Origin of the sequence: Dolichospermum circinale AWQC310F (assembly GCF_000426925.1) — a bacterium.
Lineage (GTDB): Bacteria > Cyanobacteriota > Cyanobacteriia > Cyanobacteriales > Nostocaceae > Dolichospermum > Dolichospermum circinale.
Window position 1 is genome coordinate 74,949 of the sequence record NZ_KE384669.1, and the last position, 23,072, is coordinate 98,020.

Sequence of the window (23,072 nt, forward strand, 5' to 3'; positions counted from 1 at the left end):
TTACAGGATGTTTTATGAGATAATGGAAATTAACCAACTTTAATAAATATCAAGGTGTGAAAAAATGAACTTACAAAAATTGCAACCTAGAGCAGCATTAAATAAAGCATTTCTGAAAATTAACCCCTGTAGAAATGATGTTGAAAATTTTAAAAATCATCTGCAAAATCTAATTAATAAAATTAATGAAGCGGAATCTGAGGAATTTCATAAAAATCTGATTGTGGATTTTTTCAAGAATACTTTTTATAGTGCAAATCATTTTATTAATACTAAGGGACGCAATGATCTAGTTATTTATAATGGTAAAGATGCTAAAAGTAGTGTGGGGGTGATTTTAGAATTTAAAAAGCCAAATAATAAAGGTGAAATGTTGAAAGTTGAGCATCTCAATACTAAAGCATTTCAGGAATTAGTTTTATATTTCTTGCGAGAACGTTTAACAGGAAAAAATTTAGAAATTAAATATTTAATCGCTACTAATATTTACGAATGGTTTATTTTCGATGCTCAAACCTTTGAAAACTTATTTATTGGTAATAAATCTCTGGTTAAACAATTTACTGATTTTGAAGCAGGGAGATTAACTAGCAAAAAAACTGAATTTTTCTATAAAGAAATTGCTCAACCGGCGATTAATGAAATTACCGATAAAATTACCTTTACCCATTTTGATATTCGAGAATATCAGGAATATTTAAACCCTGGTAAACATCCAGATGAACATAAGTTAATTTCCCTATTTAAACTATTTTCTCCAGAACATTTATTAAAATTACCTTTTATTAATGATAGTAATACCCTTGATAAAGGTTTTTACAGTGAATTATTACATATTATCGGTTTGGTAGAAACTAAAGAAGGTGGTAAAAAGCTGATTCAACGCAAAAAAGAACATGATAGAAATATCGGTTCATTAATAGAAAATGCTATTTCCCAAATTGATAGTTTAGATAAAATTTCTCGTTTAGAAAAACCCGAACAATTTGGAGAAACCTATCAAGAACAACTTTTTAATCTAGGGTTAGAATTAGCAATTACTTGGATGAATAGAATCCTGTTTTTAAAACTATTAGAAGCTCAATTAATTAGATATCATAAAAATGACCTGTCTTGGGGATTTTTGAATTTACAAAAAGTTGCAAATTATGATGATCTCAATAGTCTATTTTTTAGTGTTTTAGCGCGTAAACCAGAGGAAAGAAGTCAGAATTTACAACAAAAATTACAAGAAAGATTTGCTCATGTTCCTTATTTGAATAGTTCTTTGTTTGAACCGACAGACATTGAACAGGAAACTATTTGTATTAGCAATTTGAGAAATGAAAAATTGCCCATTTTCCCTGGTACTATCTTAAAAGATAACAATGGTAAAAAACTGACCGGAGAAATTAATACCTTAGAATATCTGTTTGCTTTTCTCAATGCTTACAATTTTAGTAGTGACATTGGGGAAGAAATTCAGGAAGAAAATAAAAGGTTAATTAATGCTTCTGTATTGGGTTTAATTTTTGAGAAAATTAATGGTTATAAAGATGGTTCTTTCTTTACTCCCGGTTTTATTACTATGTATATGTGTCGGGAAACCATTAGAAGAGCGGTTATCCAAAAGTTTAATGATCTTAAAGGTTGGAATTGTAAAACTATTGATGATTTATATGATCAAATCGAGGATAAAAAAGCAGCTAATGATATTATTAACAGTTTGAAAATATGTGATCCTGCTGTGGGTTCAGGACATTTTTTAGTTTCTGCTTTAAATGAAATTATTGCGATAAAAAGTGAGTTAAAAATTTTACTGGATAGACAAGGTAAGAGATTAAAGGAATATAGTTTTGAGGTTGCTAATGATGAGTTAGTTGTCACTGATGAGGATGGTTTATTATTTGAGTATAACCCGAAAAATCAGGAAAGTCAACGAGTACAAGAAACTCTATTTCATGAGAAACAAACGATTATTGAAAATTGTTTATTTGGTGTGGATATTAACCCCAACTCTGTAAAAATCTGTCGGTTGCGTTTATGGATTGAACTTTTGAAAAATGCTTATTATAAGACCTCTCCCCTAACCCCTCTCCTGGGAGGAAAAACCTCACCCCTAACCCCTCTCCTGGGAGGAGAGGGGAATATGAGAGAATTGGAGACTTTACCCAATATTGATATTAATATTAAATGTGGTAATTCTTTAATTAGTCGGTTTTCCTTAGATGGTAATTTGCAAATTGCTTTAAGTAAGCAGAAATACACTATAGAAGATTATAAAAATGCTGTCAAAACTTACCGCAATGCTGAGAACCGAGAACAAAAAAGAGCAATGGAAAAATTAATGAAGGATATTAAAAATAATTTTCAAACAACCTTGGGATTAAGTGATCCCAATAAAACTAAATTAAGACAGTTAGAGGGAGAAGTTTATAATCTGGAAAATCAAACTTTTTTACTACAAGAAAGTCAAGATGATAAAAAACTGCGGTATCAAAGAATCAGTCAGTTAAATAATGAAATTAATCAGTTAAAAATTGAGATTGAAGAAATAGAAAATGGTAAGATATATAATTATGCTTTTGAATGGCGTTTTGAGTTTCCTGAAGTTTTAAATGATGATGGTGATTTTATTGGTTTTGATGTCGTAATTGGTAATCCTCCTTATATTAGATCCGAAGAATTAGGAGCTTTAAAAATCTACTTAAAAAATAAATTTAGTACCTTTGTGACTGCTGGAGATATATTTTATTATTTTTATGAGCTTTCATATTCAATATTAGTCAATCAAGGTAAATTCTGTTTTATTAACAATACTTATGATAAAACAACTGCTGGTAAGACATTACGAGATTTTGTGATCAAAAATTTTACAATTGAAAAGTATTTAGATTTTACTTCTGTCGTTGTGTTTGATGAAGCTACTACTTATCCAATTATTTTTCTTGCTTCTAAATCTCATGAAATTAATCAAAGTTTTGATTTTCTTAAAGTTAATAAAAATATCTATGATGATAAAAAAAATCTGTTTAATGCTCAATATTTTAGCCAAATTTCTCATCAGTCATTATTAGCTGATGTCTGGAATTTTAGAAATGATTTGGAGCAGCAATTATTAAATAGACTTAATCAAAATAACCGAATTCTAGATATATTTGGTAAATGTTATCGTGGTATATTAACAGGATTAAATGAGGCTTTTGTCATTAGTCAAAAAATATCTAATGATCAGGAATTAAAACCTGTTTTTGATGGAAAAGATATTAAAAAATGGTTTACTCCATCTACTTCTAAATGGATGATAATATTTACCAGTAAATCTACACAATTAAATTTTGGTAAGCTAACAGAAGTTGACGCTTTAGCAAAAATGAAAAAACAATACCCAAGCATTTTTAAGCATTTATTAAATTTTCAGAAAAAAGCTAAAAAAAGATATGATCAAGGTCAATATTGGTGGGAATTAAGAAACTGTTCTTACTATGATTTGTTTACCCAACCTAAAATTATATTTCCTAATCTGCAAAGCTCAAATAAATTTTGTTTTGATGAATCAGGTACTTATCTTAATGCACCAGCAGTATTTTTACCAATAAGTGTCAAGGAAAAATATTTAATTGGTATCCTTAACTCTCAAGTTATTTGGTATGTTTTGAGAAATATTTGTGTTGTCAGAAGTGGTGGTTATATTGAAGTTAAACCTCAATACTTTGAACAAATTCCTATTCCTAAAATTTCTCAACGTGATCAAGATATTTTAACACAATTAGTTGATCAAATTCTCAACGCTAAAAAATTAGATCCGAATGCAGATACAACCGCATTAGAAACAGAAATTGATCAAATGGTTTATCAACTATATAATTTAACAGCAGAGGAAATTCAAATTATCGAAAGTTCTCAATAATATCGCTTTATCCATATCCCCAACTTCTGATATTAATTAGTTTTCGTAGGTTGGGTTAAGCAACAGCGCAACTTAACAAATGCTTGAAAATGTTGGGTTTCCTAACGTCAACCCAACCTACTCAATATCTGATTCAGACAATTATAATTTATTGACAGAATAAAAAAGAAATTGGGGATATTATCCTTCTCAAAACTATTTGTATTAGTTTACATCCTGTAAATCCTTAAATCCTGGATATCCTGATTCTGACAATAATCTTGCTAAAATTGCAGATACTGATTTAATAACTTGGTTAAATCAACAGGAACATTAATAATCGTGATTTTTGGGTTGGTTTTTCTCAACCCAAATAAAAATATTACAGCAAGTTTAGCTTGAGTGAGGTAATTCTTATGCGGGCAAGATGCCAGCACCACAAGAGTTTTATTATTAATGTCTGTAATTGATAATACTAGTGACTGCCGTATGCGATAAATAGAACGGAGGGCGCAGACCCTGCGCCCCTACGGTTAAAAATCAACCCCCCGCTTCAATTCTACGCCTTCATTTGCGTAATGTTTATGACAATAAACCTCAGAATGAATACTGGCTAAATCAAAATAAGCTGGTTGATTTTGACAGCGACCGGTAATAATCACTTCCGTGTCGCGGGGTTTACGTAACAATGCTTGGACAATGGGATCAACAGGTAATAATTCTAAATCCACAGTGGGATTGAGTTCATCGAGAATGATAGTTTTATACACACCAGAAGCGATCGCCATTTTAGCAATTTCCCAACCTCTCTCTGCCTCTATATAGTCTAAATCTTGACGTGAATTACGCCAAACAATGGCATCCCGTCCACAACGTTGATGATCTACCACTTCTGGATAGGACTTCTGTAAAGCGGCTATAGCTGCATCTTCAGTATAGCCACTACCACCTTTTAACCACTGCATAATTAATACACGGTTAGAACCAGGATGATTAATACCTCTGCCAATAGCTTGTAAAGCTTTACCCAAGGCACTGGTAGATTTACCCTTACCCGCACCTGTATAAATTTCAATGCCTTCAATAAACAGTTCTGCGGCTGTGGGGTGGTGGTGAGGTTTCATTTCCGAATGTAGGTCTGCAATATCTAATAATGCTTGTGGTGCAGCGCGTCCAGTCGTAATGATTTCTAATTCTTGAGGTTTAGATTTTAAAACGTTTATGACTTCATTCACGCATAGCAAACCTAAATCTAAAACCGGGTTAATTTCATCTAGAACTACAACCGAGTATAAACCAGAAGCGATCGCACCTTTGGCTACATCCCAACCCCGTGTAGCCTCCGTGCGATCAAAAGGTGTAATTTGATCATGTCCGAAAAATTCGGCTCTTCCCGTGCGAACCTGGTCAATTAAATGGGGAAATCCCCGCTGTAAAGCCGCTATTGCTCCATCCTCATCATAATCCCGTTCTGGTCCCTTTAAAAACCGCAACAGTAACACCCGGCTACAAGAATCCCAGGGTGTATTAATTCCCAAACCAATCGAGCGCAAAACCACCCCTAAAGCTGCTTGGGACTTACCTTTGCCCAAACCATCATAGACGTGAATTTGACCCGTAAGCCGCTCAGAACGCGCTTGCGCTGTGCGAATACCGATACCGTTCCTTGTCATCTTTGTGAAAAGCTATAAAGTGGTAATTCCTTATCTTAACGAAACCGGGCTGAGGATGTACGGTTTTCTGTTTACGTATTTACATGAAGTAAATGTATTGATAATTTCCATAAAAAATCTTGAAATACTCAGATTATAAATACCAAAACATGAGATAATTGCTGATTGTTAGTATTTTTTATAAGCAAAAAATCAGGTTGATCAACTCACTCAGGTGGGTTTCATCTATGTAGACGCGGATTATAACCGCCCAAATGGTTCTAACTTAGACTTTTAACAAATATGTCTGACGAATTATCACTACCCATAATTTTGCCAATCGGGGCAATATTTTTTGAAATATTATTCTTACTAGCAGCCATTCCCGTAGAAGCTTCCGTTCTTAATAAATGGCTGAAGTTTGATAAGAAGACCAGCATTTTTTATGCCATTACCATTAATGTTTTTTCTAGTGTAATTGGCTGGATTATCTTTTTTATGATCGAACCAATATTACCTACTACTATCAAATCAGAACTGATTAATTATGTATTTTTTAATAAGTTAAAAGATACTAGTATCAGTTCCCTGATAATTTTGTTATCATTTACTATTTTTTTAGCGACTTTTATAGTTAAGTTTTTAATCATGAAAATGCTGATAATTGTGATGGATGAAAGTGGCAAAAAAACAGAAACAGACATCATTTCTTCACAACAAAGAGCAATTTATATGAATATAGCTAAGTTGCAAAATACTAATTTAGTAATTGCCATCTTAATAGCAAATTCACTGAGTTACACTGCCATAACCATCATCTTATTAATTCGCTCTCTGTATTCTGGAAGATGATCAATATTAATCACCTTATTAGTTAGAGGTAATCCAATGGACTCATTATTTAAGGAAATACTCGGCATATTTCAATTTATTAAAGGTTTATTCGCAGGAGTGCAAAAATTTCTCACACCTGCAAAAGCATACTCGTGGCAGACATTTATTTATTTGAGTGTTTTTTCTTGGGGAATATCATATTTTGCTGTAGGATATGTCAAAGATATTATTGCCTTTTGTGGTTGGATATTTTTGTTAGCAGGAACAGCTTGGTATACCACCGATGATCCTTTAAGATTTCCCGGAACTTTTATGCCAGTCGGGGCAATAATCACAGGGTTCTTAGTTAGTGTCTTTGCCTTTGGACATCAGGAGAATATATTAACAGCTAAAACTATAGTTATTTGGCCAACAATATCTGCAATTGTTACGTCCATACCTAACTTCTTTGAAGGTACAGGAGGAAGATCCGCAAAAGCAAAACTACCCAAATTACAAGATAGGCAAAAAATAATAATTTTGTTATCTTGGTGTATGCTAATTAGTTGTTGGCTTCAGTTTTACTTCGTTATAGATAAATGGTTAAAAGACTATCCTAGTTTACGTGCCGACAACTTTCAGAAAAGTGCTTTTGTCATTAGACTAGAACCACCTGCCAAAAAACCAAAAAATGGTGATTTGATTTTAAATAAACTGCAACCTTTAGTTAATCAACAAATTGCCAATAAACCTTGGTCAGAAGTAGAAAAATGGTTACTAGAAGCTGATCAGCAGCTAGGTAATTTGGGGAATAGAACAATTAATAATCACCTCAGTAAATCTCAAGAAAAACAACTTTGGAGTGTTGAATCTCGTGTAGTTAATATCAAATCTGAATCTGGATATCAGCTAGATATTTTGACTATTTGGAATGGACCTAGTGCCAATGCCAAAGGATTTTACTGGAAAAAATCTTGTTTTATTCAACCCTCTCAATCGGGACAAAAAACAGATAATAAGAATCCAGTTGCCAAGATTTATTGCGATCGCACAAGTAAATTTTTTAATGGTTCTCCCCCACCAAAAAAGTAACAATACTAAGGTAAAATAGAACCAAAGCAAATCAATAACTAACAACTAAGAACTAATGACTAACAAATATGAATGTAATTAGAACTGTTGCCATGGCCAAGAATGTATTTCAGGAAGTGATCCGCGATCGCATCCTGTACATCATCCCTTTGTATGCACTCATCCTCGCTATTGCCTTCCGGGCAATTCCTGAATTTACAGCCACCAGTTCTGATAAAATATTTTTAGATTTTGGTTTGGCAACCATGAATATCATTGGTTTAATTGTGGCTATATTTATCGGGACGGGATTAGTTAACAAAGAAATAGAAAAACGCACCATATTAGTATTAATTGCCAAACCCATCAGCCGCAGTGAATTTATTGCTAGTAAATATTTAGGGCTATCAGCGATTATAGCTGTTTTAGTTGTCATCATGACAATGATTTATTTAGGATTTTTGCAAATTGGCAAAATATCCTATCCAATGACCAGTATTTTTCTGGCTACCTTGTTTATGTTTTTCCAATTATGTTTAATTACTGCCGTAGCTATTACTCTAGGAGTTTTTACTAGTTCCCTGATCGCCACTGCCTTAACTTATGCAGTATATTTAATGGGAAATATTACTCAAGATTTGTTGGCATTAGGTAAATTAAGTAGTAATCCTACTATGGAACGCATTACCCAAAGTTTATATCTGATATTACCAGATTTATCCAGATTAGACCTAAAAAATGATGCCGTTTACGGTTTACAAGCACTACCCGACACAATCACATTAATTATCAATGCAGTTTATGGTTTACTTTATAGCTTTATGTTGTTAGCATTTGCTATTCTTATCTTCTTACGCAGAGAGTTTTAAGGATTAACCTTTAGAACTATCATTGGTGTGGTGTGATTAAAATTGATGACAGGTATTGCCCAAACACTAATAGATTTGAAGCTGAAAAACCTTTAATTTGCATAATTCGGGCGGGCAGGATGCCCAGCCCACAAGAGTTTTACTTGTAAAGTATGCAAGTTAAATGTTCAAGAGTTTATTACATATCATTAAGGATTTCTATATGACCTACTATTTGACAATAAATAATCATTCAAGTCTGATTTCTCCTGATATTTATAATTACCAATTCTCATCTGATCAGCCTTTGCAAATAGGAATTATGGCTTCGGGAAATGGTAGTAATTTTGAAGTAATCGCCCAAGCTATTGCTGATGGTAAAATTAACGCCAAAATTCAAGTTTTAATTTACAATAATCCCGATGCTAAAGCAGCAATCAGGGCTGAAAAATGGGGTGTAGAATCTGTACTATTGAATCATCGTGATTATAAAAATCGAGAAAAGTTTGATAGTAAAATAGTCCAAATATTGCAGCAGTATGATGTGAAATTCGTGATTATGGCAGGATGGATGCGATTAGTTACACAAGTGTTAATTGATGCTTTCCCCCAGCGGATGATCAATATTCATCCCAGTTTATTACCGAGTTTTAAGGGCGTACAAGCTGTAGAACAGGCTTTAGCAGCCAGAGTAAAAATCACTGGCTGTACTGTACATCTTGTTTCTTTAGAAGTTGACAGTGGAGAGATTTTAATCCAAGCGGCTGTTCCTGTTTTCCCAGAGGATACACCAGAAACTCTACACGCTAGAATTCAAGTGCAGGAACATCGGATTTTACCAATGGCCATTACTCTTCTAGATCCTACATTCTGCACCCAGCCATATTACAATCAGTAATTAGTGGCGGGAAAATGTATAGCAGGAGTCCCCAAATTTGGAGTTAGGAATTAGCACCATGAGTTTAAAAGCGGTTTTATTTGATTTTAATGGTGTGATCATTAAAGATAGACCAATCCATATTCAACTAATAGATGAGATTCTCCTGGGGGAAAATCTCCAACTTCAACGAGTGCAAGAACGTCAAGCTTTTTTAGGGTTCAGCCACCGCGCTTACTTGCAAAATCTGCTGAAAAATCGTGGTCGGGTAGTGACAGAAGTTTATATGACTCAATTACTCACCCGCAAAGCTCAAGGTTATATTCTAGAATTAGAAAAGTTGGAACAATTGCCTTTATATCCCGGAATTGAAGACGTGATTTTTCAAATTCGTGACCATGATCTCAAATTGGGGTTAGTTAGTGATACTTTATCTTTAGAAGTAGAAACGGTGTTGACATCTGCTAAATTAGCTGAATATTTTCCCGTGATTGTATCAGGTAATGATATCAGCAGTCATAAACCTAACCCGGAAGGATATTTATTAGCAGTGGAACGGATGAATCAAGTATATCCAGCATTAAATCTACAACCTCAGGAGTGTTTAGTGATTGAACATACTCCAGCAGGTATTCAAGCAGCCAGAAAAGCCCAAATGCAAGTGGTAGGTGTAGCTAATACTTACCCGTTCCATATGCTGCAACGTCAAGCTAATTGGACAATTGATTATTTGATTGATTTGGATTTACAGCAGGTACAGGAAGTTTTTTTAAAAAAAGATGGGCAATTTATTGTTTCTGAATGCTAGAATGGGCTATGTGTATTAGAGATAAGAACTCATAAGCACGGATAAGGGGAATTAGCTCAGTTGGTAGAGTGCTGCGATCGCACCGCAGAGGTCAGGGGTTCGAGTCTCCTATTCTCCATTTTGTTGTACATTTGTCACTTGCCAACTTGACTTATTTTTTTCCTTTGTGGTTAGTTCTTCGCTGGAAGTCCTCTTACCTCAGATAAGATATCTTGTACAACTTGGTAAGCGTCACTAATTGACAGTTCACCTTTTTCTACAAGTTCCATTAATCTTTGAGCATCTTCAGGACTAATCAGATTCAGCTTTAATGGTTCTTTTAGGAAACTATAAAACTTATTTTTGTCATTGTCCCCAATGGTAGATTTTCTTTCCTCAGTTTCCATTTCCCGTAGCTTCTCTTTTAACTGTCTAAGTATTTCTTCTCGCTGACCTTGCTGATGTGTTCCATCTATTAAAAACCTCTTAACACCAAAAAGCGCTGCTCCTCCTAATGCTGCTGCTCCAGCAACTACCCCTATAGGGGCTGCAACTGGTATGGTAATTAATCCAAAGAGAATAGGGACTGCTGTGCCACCAAAAGCAAATGCTGCTGCACCTGCACCAACAGCACCAACACCAATAGCACCAATATCTGTTAAAAAATTAATTCGATCATCAGGATTGTTTTCTATCTGCTCAATTGCTTTCAGTAATTCTTCTTTACTAAGTTTCTTGTTTGTCATAAAAGCCTCCAGTTGAAACCAGTTTAAATATTTGCATATTTGTTGGCATATTTGAGTAAATTTAGGTAAAAGCGACCTCATGAGCAACCGCACTGAAAACATCAGTCAGCAGTTGGAAAAACTCACGTGCAACTTCAACAATATTTGCTCCTACACCTGTAAATTGTTTATCAAGTATATGTCCTACAACTGCTCCAGTGGTGACAATACCTATTCCTAAAGCTCTAGCTACAGGTTCTAGGAATTGACCTAAAAATGGAATCGAAACAGTTAAACTGTATATAGCACAAGCAACAACAGCACATATTCCAGCACCAGCAACTAATAAGGGGTGTGCTTTGAAAAACTCGAAAATTTTTATCAGTACCACCTTGCCTATAGCAACAACTTTTTTACCAATTCTAACAGTATTGCGAATTAGTTGGTGTAATCTCGTGACAACCTCTTGAGGTAAACCGATATCTTGTAGCCATAAATATAAATCTATACCTGAAGTTGACTCTGCTTCTGCATTCCAAAGAGTCATTTTTAACTTAGCCTGTCCTATAGTCATCTTTTCAGTTTGCATGATTATTTTCCTGTAAATGTCTTAAAAGTCTTAAAATTTTTCAAAAAAAGTAACACATTTTAGTTAAAAGCCGCAACCGTATAAATACTTTTTTCTCATAGTTTTAAACTACAGATAAAGTTACAGATAAAGTAGTCAGGTCAGGACTTTATTCCTCATTAAAAGACTCTATGGGAATCAAATCAGGGCTTTAGCCCTGACTACAAAAATTATAATTTTTTGTGACGCTTGCAGTTTGCCTGCACTTGCTACCATAAAAATAGAAACATTCACCTTACCTATCAACCATTCCCCAATTCCTGAGCGCGTTCTTTCGAGGCTTTGACAGCTTCCATGACAGCGGAACGGAAGCTGGCCTTTTCCAACGCGCTAACACCAGCAATTGTCGTACCACCGGGGCTGGTAACTCTGTCTTTGAGTTCAGCGGGATGGATTTTGGTTTCTTGTAAAAGTTTAGCTGTTCCTAATACTGTTTGTATAGCTAGTTGTTGTGCCATTGCTCTATTTAAACCTACAGCAACACCACCATCAGCTAAAGCCTCGATCATCAATGCCACATAAGCAGGTCCACTCCCAGACAAGCCTGTAACTGCATTCATCAGGCTTTCGGGAACTTCCACCACTTCCCCCACAGCAGCAAAAATCTTTTCTGCTATTTGTTTATGACTAGCGTAAGTGTAAGCACTTAGAGAAATTGCCGTCATTCCCGCACCTACTGTGGCGGGAGTGTTAGGCATAGAGCGAATTATGGGGAATTGGCTAAAGGCTGCTTCCAATTGTTTTAAATTTACACCCGCCAGTATAGAAATGATTACAGGTGAACTTTCTGCCGGGGAAATATCTGCTAATTCCTGAGCTACAGTAGTAAATATCTGGGGTTTGACTGCCAACATAACAGCTTCCTGTGCTTCCCCTAAAACCAGACTATTCTCTGTAGTTACAGATATCCCATATTTCTGTTCTAAATAGCTGCGGCGTTCCCCTTGGGGTTCGCTGACTATAATTTCTGATGGTTGATAAGTACCAATTGTAATAAGGCGGGATAATAGAGCTTCTGCCATTACCCCACCACCAATTAAGCCAAATTTTATATTCATTGTCATTAGTCACTAGCTAGTGGTCAATTCTTAATAGTTAATTATCCTTGTTTACGAAACGCTAGGGCGAATACAATTAATTGGGGATTTAAAACTATGGACTAATGACCAATTTAGCACTACTGTGCCATCCGCGTGGGTTCATTTCCCCAAGCTGACGTTGCTGTAGCTGCGGGACGGGCAGGACGGGCTTGGTTAATAGGTACTTCATGTACTAAACCACCTTGAGTGCTAACTTGTACGCAACTGGGGGTAAATAAGAAGATGCTTTCGCCAATTCGTTCTTGATGACCGTCTAAGGCATAAGTACCACCGGCAACAAAGTCAACTGCTCGTTGAGCTTGATCGGGGTCCATAATGGTCAAGTTTAATACTACTGATTTGCGTTCGCGTAAGGCCTGAATTGCCTGGGGCATTTCTTCAAATGTCCGAGGTTCTAAAACTAGAACTTCAGATATTCCATTAATTGCGCCCGGCATACCAATAACATTACTCATAGGCTTGGATACTGTTGGTGCTATTTCATCTGTAGTTGCAGGTGGATTTTCCCGCCAACGTCGAGGAGGAGTAGTTTCCTGTGGGGTGGGCTGAGGATTGGGTTGTTGATAGACATTCTGATAACTATCGCCGGCATCGGCTTCTTCTTCGTAGTATTCGTATTCTACCTGCTCATTCAAACCGACAAAATCCCTGAGTTTAGAAAATATATTGGCCATGTTGTACACTCCCGGATGAAAATTACCCTAATTTTCCTGGCTATAAGTTGCATTTCGGCCGCTTGTAGCCAGTATTCATAACTATAGTAGATGCTTGACTTATAAATTGTACTACTTACTTTATTCTTTAGTACAAATGATCAATTATCAACAGATATTGATGTTAATGCCCGTACATTAACGAATCTATAACAACGAGTTAAGATTATAGCCTAATGATAATTAAAAATAAAGGTGGTCACACCCCTTTTACAATTCAGCATTATTTATGAGACGATTATATTTTTTAACAATTCTGGTAGCTTTGGGCAGCTAGGAGTAAAATCCTTAATTAAGCCTTTGTGATCAAAATTAGTATCTGATTTAATTGCATACCGCTATATCAATAGCTGAGAGTATAGATTCTCGAAGGATTGTCAATCTGTTCTGGATCACCACAGCTACAGCGTTATCTACGAACGTTGACCAAACAATATTGTACCTAATCTTACCATGGTTGCCCCTGCTTGCACTGCCAATTGGTAATCTCCAGACATCCCCATTGATAACTGCTGCATTGTAATATTTGACCAATTTTGTGATTGGATTGTTTGGGCTAATTTATATGTACTATGAAAAACATTCAAGATTTCTCCAGCCTCCAATCCTAGAGGCGGAATTGTCATCAAACCTTGAATTTGTAAATTTTGACATTGATTGAGTGCTTCCAAGTCAGCAAATAATTCGGGAATCATCCAACCAGATTTATTCGCATCGGGGAGAATTTTAACTTGTAAGCATACCTTTGGGGTCACTTCCAATTCTTGCGCTAGAGTATTTAAGCGTTGTGCTAGTGCTAAATTATCTACGGAGTGAATCCACTGAAATAGTTCTAAGGCTTTTTTAGCCTTATTACTTTGTAGATGTCCTATAAAGTGCCAGGTAATATCCGATAGATCTTGTAACTCGGCTTGTTTACTGGCAGCTTCTTGGATACGACTTTCGGCAAAATCACGAATTCCTGCGGCATAAGCTTCCCGCATAAATTCAGTAGATACTCTTTTTGTCACAGCAATCAACCTCACCGTAGGGGGTAGTGAGGAGTGAATATTAGCAAAGCTATCGCTAATGGAATTAGTCATTGGAACGTGCGTTGGAAAACACCTTGAAGTTGATCATACTCTTGGGAGTTACCACTGCGGCGCAAAATACGTAAACGATTTTCCAGCATCATTCTAGCTTCAGTGCGGCCAATGGGCTGAAATTTCAGGACTTTAAGTTCACTTGTTACCAGAAAAAATAAGCGTTGGGCATAGAGTGTGGTAAACAGATCCTGGTTCTCATCAACCATACTGATCCTATAGAGTAAACCCCAAGTTGGATGATTTAGGTAAGTTTCTGAGTTTTCTGGATTCATTTCCTAGTCAAGGTTGGGAGTATATAGGGTGTTTTGCAATTAACTAACATTCAGAGGATAGTACGTCCCTTCCGCCAAAATTTTCGTTGACAATGGGAAAATAACTATTTTATTACAATTTCCCACAGCTAACAATACTTTTTTGTATTGGATCATAACCTAAGTTGATGCGGTATTGCCATAGCTGCTTCCATCGTGCCACAATTCTCCCTTAATGGCGCAAAGATGGACATTTACCCAGCCGGCATATAGCAGGATTCAGGAGCAAGAAAGAAAAAAGGAGAAATAAATTTTTATCCTGCTTCCCCAGTCCCCTGACTTTTCCTTGTCACCGATTTTTCAGAGAAGGAAAATTTTTACCACCTAATTCAATTTGTCCAGTCACACAGCCCGCTTTTAACCTAGTTATTAAATACTCTAAATCATTAGCAATAAAATTTGTACCATGATCTGGTTCTACTAAGCTAATTAATTTGACATTATTGATAATTTGATTGCCTAAATTAGCAATTCCTAAAAAGTTTAAAACTCCTGATTCATAAGTTCCACAAGGTACAGAAGGATTATTCATCCCCACACAGTATTCATTTTCTTGAAACCAATCAAAATCAGGATAACCATGAAAGTGAACTATGGGCGCACCATTTTTAATTAATTCTGGTGTGTATAAAGCCGCTGCTAGACTAATAGCTAACATGACATAGATATCATAGGAAGGTTTAATATCTGCCTTTTTTGATTGATTTCCTAATGGTAATTGCAGATGTAATTTATCTTTTAAACCAATGCGAAGAACATCAGAATCAATATTTAAAGCTGTTTTATTTGCGCCAGACCCAGAACTAACTAGCCAAATATCAGGTATTTGTTTAAATCTATTTTCTGCGTTGATATTTAGTTTTAGATAACGTCTACCTTGTTGATTTTGACGAAGTTCATAACTACTAAATCCGGGTACAGGTAATAAGTTTTCCCATGCGTCAATACTGATTTCTGGTTCACCTACATAATGAGGAGGTTCAGCATAAGCTACAAAACCGTAAGATACTCCTGTTCTACCATTAACGATAACATTGACAATATCTCTATGGGACTTTCTTTTAATAACTTTGTCTAATTTAAACCCCGCTGGAAACAAACCTGTAGATGCTAATTCTTCACCCATTTTCACCAATTTATGAGCATAATCTGATAAATGAGGATTATATTCTCCCAGTTGAAAACGGTTAATTAATAGAGGAGTAATAGGGACAAATATTTTAGGAATAAGCGATTTTAAGGCAAAATCTTCAACTTCATCCTGATCAAAGTTAGAATCTGAGAGATTCATATTCAAAATAGAAAATTTTTCATGGGATATACCAATTACAATTTCTGAAAAAGTTTTCACTAGTGTATTTATCCCCATGGGGATTTTTTCTGTATAAGGTGTAGTTGGGTTAATAAATTTATCATTTATATCAGTCAAGATTACTACTTGTGTATTTGTAGGATCTTCCACATATTTAGCTGCGTGATCTTCAGCCCAACTACTCAATTTAGCGATTTGTACAACAGACATTTGTTGTTTTTCTTTTAGCCATCTATAAGATAATTTATACCAACTTTCAGCGATAATTATGCCTAATTTTCTTAACCATGAATTTGGTCTTTCCACGTCTACAATAGCATCAATATCTGCTCTGACTACCTGCATTTTTAAAGATTGATTCCAGTTAATAATAGGGATTTTAATAGTATGTTGTAATTCCATGGTGGCTTGTTTCCAGGGAATTACTTTCACACCATGCTTTTGCAAGTAGAAAATTAATTCTTGACGAAATCTAATAATAGCTTTATTTTGATAATAATCAGGCAAAGGTCTAAAAGTAACCTTCAAGTTTTCAGCCATGAATTTAGGATTAATAATTGGAGGTTGGTATCCAATAGGTGATTCTCCAGAAAAACCACCAATTAACTTACCAATAGTTTGTAAACTAATTCCTTGAATTAAAGTTTGATTAGTATAGTTATCTGTAACATTCATTTCCTGAATTAATGCTAAAATATCTGCTTTATATCTAGCTATTTCCAATTGTATTTCTGGAGTAATTACACCTTGGGGAGAACGAATATTAAGTTTGCTATTTTCTGCCCAAAATAATACACCTTTTTGAGTGAGTTTGGCTAAAATTTCTGCTGCATTCATAACAAAATTTCTCGTATTTAAAAACAACAATTTAGAAAAGAGGACACCTGGCTGATAGGATTTTCCTAATCTAGCGAAGTGTCCCAATAATCAAGGAGGAAAAACTAGATTGTCAGTAATTAAACAGAATATGTAGAGGTTATATCTGGATAATTTCTGATTGTGAATTTTCTAATTCTTCAGATAGTCTGATGGAAAGTTCTTCAATGGTGGGATAATACCAAAGGTGAATAAGAGATAATTTGCATCCCAAAAACTTTTCGGCCTTACTAGCGATAATTATAGTTTGTGCTGAGTCTAAGCCGTAACTATCTAAAGGTTGACGAATATCTATTTCTTCTGGGTTAACTGCCAATAAAGAGGAAATTTCGGAAACTAACCAAGCTTGGATTTTAGCTGTTTTATCTTGGTTTTTAAATAGATAAGTGGATAAATTATTATTCATTTTATTATCCATTTATGCACCTCCTATTATTGACAAATGAGAGGAGATTTTCATCATATCTGATATACAATCATCTACAATTTTTTCCATAGTTTTACGATTAATTGCAGGTTGAGAAAACACAAAATTTAAGGTCATTTTTTCCTGAAAAGTAGCAGCATGAACAATAAACATTCCTGCATATAAAGCATGAGAACCAACAAAACTGATTTCCTCTAGTTCTAATTCACCATAAACACGGGGAATATTGACTTTACCAACATTAGAAACTGAGATTGTAGCAGATACTTGATTGGGGAAGAGCAAAGAAAAATTTATCAGGTGTTTAGCGAGAAATATCATGTTAAATATCTCTCCTTGACTTATTTTTTTATTTAAATCATTTTTGATTTTCCGTGCTAATTCCCAAATAGATATATTATTCTTAATTCTATAAAATCCCATCAAAGATGTTGCTAAAACTGTCATATTTTCTGCATTAATTCTAGGTTTTAACCTTTGTCTCAAATCAATATATGATAAACAACTAACTTTAATATTATCTTCATAGCTTTTAGTAATTTGTTTGGATACTGTTAACATTAGTGCCGCACATAAAGCACTTTGTACTGTAGTATTTTCTTGTCTGCATTTTTGAATAAACTTTTGGGTTGATTCTTCGTTAAGTTGTGTATGAATAATTTCACAACGACGCTGAGAAATGGGAACATAGTTTTCTACTTTTAATGTTTTGGGAGGATTCAAGTATTTTTGAAGTGCAATATTTAATAATAAAGCAATTCTAGACAGTTTGTTTTTAAAACTATTTGTCCATGCAGGTAATAGTTTTTCAATGGGTGGGATATGTTCTAAAGTATTAACTGCTGGAATAGATTTACCTTCAGTGACTTCTTGACAATAGGTTAAAATTTCTGAGTGAAGTTGGATGCTTGATAAACCGTCGGTAATAGCATGATGTGTAGTTGTAATCAGATAATTGATATTCGGCTGATTTAATACTTTTAAAAGTACAACTCTTAGCAGATATTTACTACTATCAATTACTTGATTCATTTCTGCATTAACGACTGCTTCCCATTCCTGACTTTCTCTAACATTAACAATTTGCAAAGGAAGTTTTCTTATACCTGCGGGATGAAAATAGTAGGAATTATCATAATTAATAATGTGAGAATTAAGGACAGGATGACGATATTGAATAATATCTAAACAATGTCTAAGAACTGTTGCTTGAATATTTCCCTGAATACGACTAATAGTAACTAAGTTCCATGTTTTAGCTCGTTGATTCAGGATTTCCATTGTTTGTTCTAGCTGTCCCAATTTTCTATTTATAGCCATATTTATCACCCTTTGCTAAATAAGAAATATTAAAGTAGTTGGTAGTGAGGGATAAATCCCTCACTATTAGCACCAAAGCACTAACTACAAACTTGCTTATTTATTTAAGTTAGATACTGGATGATATTGACTAAATTCTTCTGGTATTTGTAAACCTTGAATTTTCAAATTTTGAATGCGATATAAATAAGCAGCACCCGTCATAATTTGATCGGCTATATCAACTACTTGACGATTATTAATATCTGCTAAATAAGAACCACGCACCCAATTATTAAAACTTCCCATTCCTGGTCCACACCAAATTTGATAGTCAATTTCTCGACCTTTTTCCCCAGTATTAGACCACCGAGAAGATAGTCCTAAATACCAGCGAAATATTAATGCCATTTTTACTTTAGGATTATTAGCTGCTTTGCTTAATTTTTCTGGGTGATGTTGAGATAAATAAGTAGATGTTTCTTGCCAAATTTCGGAAATTGTTTTTCGCAGAATTTGTTTTTCTAATTTTTCTATTTCATCTGAGGGAATTTCTGCAATTGAATTATAGTTTTTGTATAATTCCCATAGTTTTTGAGCGCGGAGGGGAAAGAGAGTTCCTTTTTTAAGAACTTGTAATTTTACTCCCATTTCAAACATATCAGCCGCTGGAGCCATCATTACATCGGTCATTTCTGCTTCAGCTAATAACTTTTTTGTATATTCAGAAGTACCAGCTTCAATACATGATTGATTAATAGAACCGGTGACAATATAGGCTGCACCCATCATTAAAGCTGCTAGTGCTGATTGGGGTGTAGAAATACCACCAGCTACACCAATTCTTACGGGTTTTTCATAATTATATTGACGCCGAATTTCATCTCTTAATTCTAAAATAGAAGGTAATAAACAAATCAAGGGACGATTATCTGTATGTCCTCCTGAATCTGCTTCTACAGTAATATCATCAGCCATAGGAATTTTAGCCGCCAGATTAGCTTGTAATTCGCTAATTAATCCTTGTTCAACTAATTGTTTCAGAATTTTTGTAGGTGCAGGTTGGAGGAACTTAGTAGCAACTTCTCGACGGGAAATTTTGGCGATAATTTTATTGTTGATTTCAATTTGATTAGCTGAATTTAAACTCAGTCCAACAGACCGATAGTAAACTATATTATCACTCAAATCTAAGAATGCAGAGGCTTCAATTATTCTGATTTGATGCTGTAAATACAAATCAATTAAACGACGTTCGATAGCAGGTTCACTGGGACTATGAAGTAAGTTAAAAGCATAGGATTTGTTATGTAAAACTTGTTTAATTTTATGAATTGCTGTTTCTACACGATTAGGAGATAAACCTCCTGCACCAAAGGAACTTAAAATGTTGGCTTTTCCCAAAGCAATTACCATTTCTTCTGATGCAATACCCTGAGCCATTGCACCAGTCATATATGCGTATTTTACGCCATAAAACTCTAGAAAGCTTGGATCACCTAATTGATGAAATCCGATAGCAGGAACAGTTAAAAGCATTTCTAATTGCTTAGTTTTACCATTAGCACTATAGGATAAACTTCCTACATTACTAATACCAATTTGTCCTTCTTTATTGAGAATATAACAAGGATAATCTAAATTCATCAGTTTGTTTTTAATATTTTTTGCATCAAAAAATACCGTATTAAAATCGCCTTGCCATCTTTGATAATTGTTGTTCATTGAAGGAGAAAATTTGAGTTTTTGATGATATTTTTTCAACATACTTTCGGAATTAAACACTTTATTTGACCTCAGATAATTAACTTGAATATTAGGTTTTAAAAACACAGATTAACGCAGATAAACGCGGATGAATTAATGGATTTTATAATTCTGTGCAGCCTAAAATCTAATTGGTATTAGAAGCCTATTCCAGATCCCAAAATCTATATTTTTATTTTTCTTTTCTTGTTTGTATGACCATTTTTTTGTACAAATCCAATTGCTGCTGGAGAAATCTGCTAAGTTCTTGAAGTGATGTTTGCCGAGACTGTAATAAAAATCCGTGTGCTTTAGCCAAACGCAGATTATTATCATTTAAACCTTGATAATTAGGAAGAGATTTAATACTGCGTTCATAATTAAACAAGGAAGTATCCAGCAAAGATGATTGATTTTTGTAAGCAATTTCTTGTTCAAATTTAATATTAGGTAAGGAATATAAAGGTGATAAATCCAACTCAACTCGATGACTAAATAGTTTAGCTAATGCTTTAATAATAGATGTGTGATCATCTACACCTCTTTTATTTAGAGATACAGTTAGATGTTCTTGATGTTTAAGAATTTCGCTAATCCAACGGCTACAATTACTACCAACACCGACTTCAATAAAGATTCTAATCTGATCATTATAGACATGATTAACTAAGCGAGGAAAATCAAGTTGTTGACACAGGGCTTTGGCGATATTTTTACCAATTAAATGACTATCAATTTTCATGGGTGAATATTCAGCAGCAGAATAGAAAATTGTGTTTGAATCTGTTTGAGTTGGTAAGGTATTAACTTTAACTAATTCATCATATTCAGATTGCATTGGTTGACAATGAATTACATGATTGATTGATGTAGGAAAAGCGTCACATTTTAAAGTTTCAATCACTCTTCGACAAGCCTGAGTTTCACCAGCAATAACTACTTCTTCGGGTGTATTAATTAAAGGTATATAAACTCGTTGTTCATTTTTTAAAATGTTTTGTACTTGAGAATATGAACAGATCAAAATGTAGCTACTCCAAAATTCTTCCCCTTTATTTTCATGAATTAAAGGTAATCCCCAATGTTGACGAACTGCATTTTTAGGACCTGATAGCCGGGTTTTAAATAAAGGTGATGAGTTCAAATAATCACTGGTACTTTTAAAACTTGTCCAGATACCTTGGGCTAACATCATACTGGTTTCACCAAGGCTATATCCGAAAGCATAAGGTGATTGAATCTGGAAATATTTTTTCAAAATTGCTGTCATTAATCCAGCGAAACCAACTTCTGATTCCAGCATAGAAACTGGATCATTTATTAATGTTTGTTCTATAGTTTCTAGTTGTCTTTTTGATAGTTTATTAATGCTACGAGGATAGAGAATTTTTTCAATGTTAGCGACTCGATTATAAACACTTTTAATGACAATATCATTATGTAGTTCGGGAAAAAGACGGAAAATATTTCTGCCTATTCCTATATAAGAAGTAAAAGAACCAGGATAAACAAAGGCAACATGACCTTTTTTTCCTTGGGGATTAACTGTAAAATAACTACCAAGGGGAGTTTGCCAATCTTTACCAGTATTGAAAGCAATATTTACTCCCTGAATTGCCCTTTCAATTTCTCGTTTTAATTCCTCTGGATGTCGTGATAGAATTGCTAAAGCATAGGTTGATTTTTGATATCGCTGATATTTTTGGAAATAATTACTAGCCAGTTGAGATAGGCAAGAAATACCTGTGATATTTTCTTGAAGTGCGGTAATTTGTGTTAATAAAGAAGCAGGATCATCTGCTGCAATAGTAAATAAATAATAAGGCATTTGTTCCAAATATTTACTATTACGTTCCATCTGGGTGATTTCTTCTGACAAAATTAAATGTCCATAAGTATTATTTTGATTATCGTCTTCCATAATATTTACCGCAGCTATTCTTTTAGTCGTATCAGATTCTAAAAACCAAGGTTTTGATTCTACTGCTACATAAAAAGGACTTCCCCGCCAAATTTCCGGCTGTTTAGGATTTGACCAATGGGGAACACCAGGAATATAACGATGATATAGACAAAGCGCAGTTTTGATGAGACTAAATATACCAGATGTGGCTTGTGTATTGCCAATATTTGCTTTAACGCTACCCATAGCACAACTGAGATTTTCTTTTCCTGTCTGATAAGCTGATATTAAACCTTGAATTTCCGCTGTATCTGCGTTAGGAATCCCACTAGCAACAACTTCTAAATAACCAATATCTGCGGCTTTAATATCTGCTATTTGAAACGCTTCCTGACAAACTTGAGTAACAATTTCTGGGTGATTTGGAGAATGTTTCACCACACTCCAACCATCAATAACTGCATAGATACAACGATTTTGTTGTTTGGCTGTTTCATGTAATTGAAATACCACTGCGGCTACACCTGCTGTTTTAATTATATCCTTAGCATTTTCATCATAACTAAAAGTATATACACCTCTATTAACTTCCCTTGAGTAATTTCTATCTATTCCGACAATTAAAACAGCTTCAACTTGTTGATTAGTTAATAATTGTTGACTCATATCTAAAGCTGATAAAAGCGATTTTTCTACGGATAAAAATGCTAATTTAGCCGAAATATAATTAGCTAAGGCAGAACTTTCTAAAGGAGAAATAATAATTAACCCTATTTTTGTTTCCGGTTTAATTTCAGCATCTTTAAGAGCAGAATTGATCACTTCTCGACTTAATGGACATTGCTGATAATCTGAAAATGTAACTGCATCTTGCTTAGTTTCATAAATCAGTCTTTCAAATTTATTTAATGTTGATGAATTACTAACAAAACAATCCATACCCACAATTGCTAACTTGAAATTTTGTGCAATTAATTCCATGATCATTCTCCAGATTTTAGAATTTAATTCTCTCTGCGCCTCTGCGTCTC

At 34.4% G+C, this 23,072-nt stretch carries 18 protein-coding genes and 1 tRNA gene; 7 read left to right on the forward strand and 12 right to left on the reverse strand.

Annotation, left to right across the window (positions count from 1 at the left end; all coding sequences use genetic code 11):
- Positions 1 to 64 precede the first annotated feature (64 nt).
- Positions 65 to 3,889, forward strand: a complete 3,825-nt coding sequence (locus ACIR310F_RS0105355; protein WP_028082928.1) for a DUF7149 domain-containing protein — start codon at positions 65 to 67, stop codon at positions 3,887 to 3,889.
- Positions 3,890 to 4,401: 512 nt separating this feature from the next.
- Here the strand turns inward: ACIR310F_RS0105355 and ACIR310F_RS0105360 are convergent.
- Positions 4,402 to 5,541: a cob(I)yrinic acid a,c-diamide adenosyltransferase gene (locus ACIR310F_RS0105360; protein ID WP_028082929.1), complete on the reverse strand. Its 1,140-nt coding sequence runs from the start codon at positions 5,539 to 5,541 to the stop codon at positions 4,402 to 4,404.
- A gap of 282 nt (positions 5,542 to 5,823) precedes the next feature.
- On the opposite strand from ACIR310F_RS0105360, the gene fraC reads away from it, so the two are divergent.
- The 6 genes from fraC (at position 5,824) to ACIR310F_RS0105390 (ending at position 10,055) form a co-directional block, all read left to right on the forward strand.
- Positions 5,824 to 6,372: a filament integrity protein FraC gene (fraC, locus tag ACIR310F_RS0105365; RefSeq protein WP_028082930.1), complete on the forward strand. Its 549-nt coding sequence runs from the start codon at positions 5,824 to 5,826 to the stop codon at positions 6,370 to 6,372.
- Positions 6,373 to 6,408: 36 nt separating this feature from the next.
- Positions 6,409 to 7,425 (forward strand): septal junction protein FraD, encoded by a 1,017-nt coding sequence (gene fraD, locus ACIR310F_RS0105370; protein ID WP_028082931.1) that lies wholly within the window; start codon positions 6,409 to 6,411, stop codon positions 7,423 to 7,425.
- A 68-nt stretch (positions 7,426 to 7,493) separates the two neighbouring features.
- Positions 7,494 to 8,273: an ABC transporter permease gene (locus tag ACIR310F_RS0105375; RefSeq protein ID WP_028082932.1), complete on the forward strand. Its 780-nt coding sequence runs from the start codon at positions 7,494 to 7,496 to the stop codon at positions 8,271 to 8,273.
- Between the two features lie 202 nt (positions 8,274 to 8,475).
- Positions 8,476 to 9,150, forward strand: a complete 675-nt coding sequence (purN, locus tag ACIR310F_RS21640) for a phosphoribosylglycinamide formyltransferase (protein ID WP_051289479.1) — start codon at positions 8,476 to 8,478, stop codon at positions 9,148 to 9,150.
- A 58-nt stretch (positions 9,151 to 9,208) separates the two neighbouring features.
- The gene (locus tag ACIR310F_RS0105385; protein WP_028082933.1) at positions 9,209 to 9,937 is read left to right on the forward strand and encodes an HAD family hydrolase; all 729 of its coding nucleotides are present in this window, start codon (positions 9,209 to 9,211) and stop codon (positions 9,935 to 9,937) included.
- A 45-nt stretch (positions 9,938 to 9,982) separates the two neighbouring features.
- Positions 9,983 to 10,055 (forward strand) — tRNA-Ala (locus ACIR310F_RS0105390).
- A 52-nt stretch (positions 10,056 to 10,107) separates the two neighbouring features.
- On the opposite strand, the gene ACIR310F_RS0105395 is transcribed toward ACIR310F_RS0105390, so the two are convergent.
- From ACIR310F_RS0105395 to ACIR310F_RS0105450, 11 genes are all read right to left on the reverse strand, one after another.
- Positions 10,108 to 10,662, reverse strand: a complete 555-nt coding sequence (locus tag ACIR310F_RS0105395) for a hypothetical protein (RefSeq protein ID WP_028082934.1) — start codon at positions 10,660 to 10,662, stop codon at positions 10,108 to 10,110.
- A gap of 61 nt (positions 10,663 to 10,723) precedes the next feature.
- Positions 10,724 to 11,230 (reverse strand): hypothetical protein, encoded by a 507-nt coding sequence (locus ACIR310F_RS0105400; protein WP_028082935.1) that lies wholly within the window; start codon positions 11,228 to 11,230, stop codon positions 10,724 to 10,726.
- A 281-nt stretch (positions 11,231 to 11,511) separates the two neighbouring features.
- A complete protein-coding gene (gene proC / locus ACIR310F_RS0105410; protein ID WP_028082936.1) occupies positions 11,512 to 12,327 on the reverse strand; it encodes a pyrroline-5-carboxylate reductase in 816 nt (271 codons plus the stop codon).
- 119 nt (positions 12,328 to 12,446) lie between these two features.
- Positions 12,447 to 13,043, reverse strand: a complete 597-nt coding sequence (locus ACIR310F_RS0105415; RefSeq protein WP_028082937.1) for a cell division protein SepF — start codon at positions 13,041 to 13,043, stop codon at positions 12,447 to 12,449.
- Positions 13,044 to 13,495: 452 nt separating this feature from the next.
- On the reverse strand, positions 13,496 to 14,164 hold the full coding sequence (locus tag ACIR310F_RS0105420) for a YggS family pyridoxal phosphate-dependent enzyme (protein WP_028082938.1): 669 nt from the start codon (positions 14,162 to 14,164) through the stop codon (positions 13,496 to 13,498).
- Positions 14,161 to 14,439 carry a transcriptional coactivator PipX gene (gene pipX / locus ACIR310F_RS0105425; RefSeq protein WP_028082939.1) on the reverse strand — a complete coding sequence of 93 codons (279 nt, stop codon included), beginning with the start codon at positions 14,437 to 14,439 and terminating at the stop codon, positions 14,161 to 14,163. The genes ACIR310F_RS0105420 and pipX overlap by 4 nt, the downstream gene beginning before the upstream one ends.
- Before the next feature lie 328 nt (positions 14,440 to 14,767).
- On the reverse strand, positions 14,768 to 16,627 hold the full coding sequence (locus ACIR310F_RS0105430; RefSeq protein ID WP_028082940.1) for a TubC N-terminal docking domain-related protein: 1,860 nt from the start codon (positions 16,625 to 16,627) through the stop codon (positions 14,768 to 14,770).
- 139 nt (positions 16,628 to 16,766) lie between these two features.
- On the reverse strand, positions 16,767 to 17,072 hold the full coding sequence (locus tag ACIR310F_RS0105435) for a phosphopantetheine-binding protein (RefSeq protein WP_028082941.1): 306 nt from the start codon (positions 17,070 to 17,072) through the stop codon (positions 16,767 to 16,769).
- 12 nt (positions 17,073 to 17,084) lie between these two features.
- Positions 17,085 to 18,413, reverse strand: a complete 1,329-nt coding sequence (locus ACIR310F_RS0105440; protein ID WP_028082942.1) for a phthiocerol/phthiodiolone dimycocerosyl transferase family protein — start codon at positions 18,411 to 18,413, stop codon at positions 17,085 to 17,087.
- A gap of 96 nt (positions 18,414 to 18,509) precedes the next feature.
- Positions 18,510 to 20,159, reverse strand: a complete 1,650-nt coding sequence (locus ACIR310F_RS0105445) for a PfaD family polyunsaturated fatty acid/polyketide biosynthesis protein (protein ID WP_051289480.1) — start codon at positions 20,157 to 20,159, stop codon at positions 18,510 to 18,512.
- A gap of 172 nt (positions 20,160 to 20,331) precedes the next feature.
- A complete protein-coding gene (locus ACIR310F_RS0105450; protein WP_196803167.1) occupies positions 20,332 to 23,022 on the reverse strand; it encodes a PfaB family protein in 2,691 nt (896 codons plus the stop codon).
- Between the last annotated feature and the right edge of the window lie 50 nt (positions 23,023 to 23,072).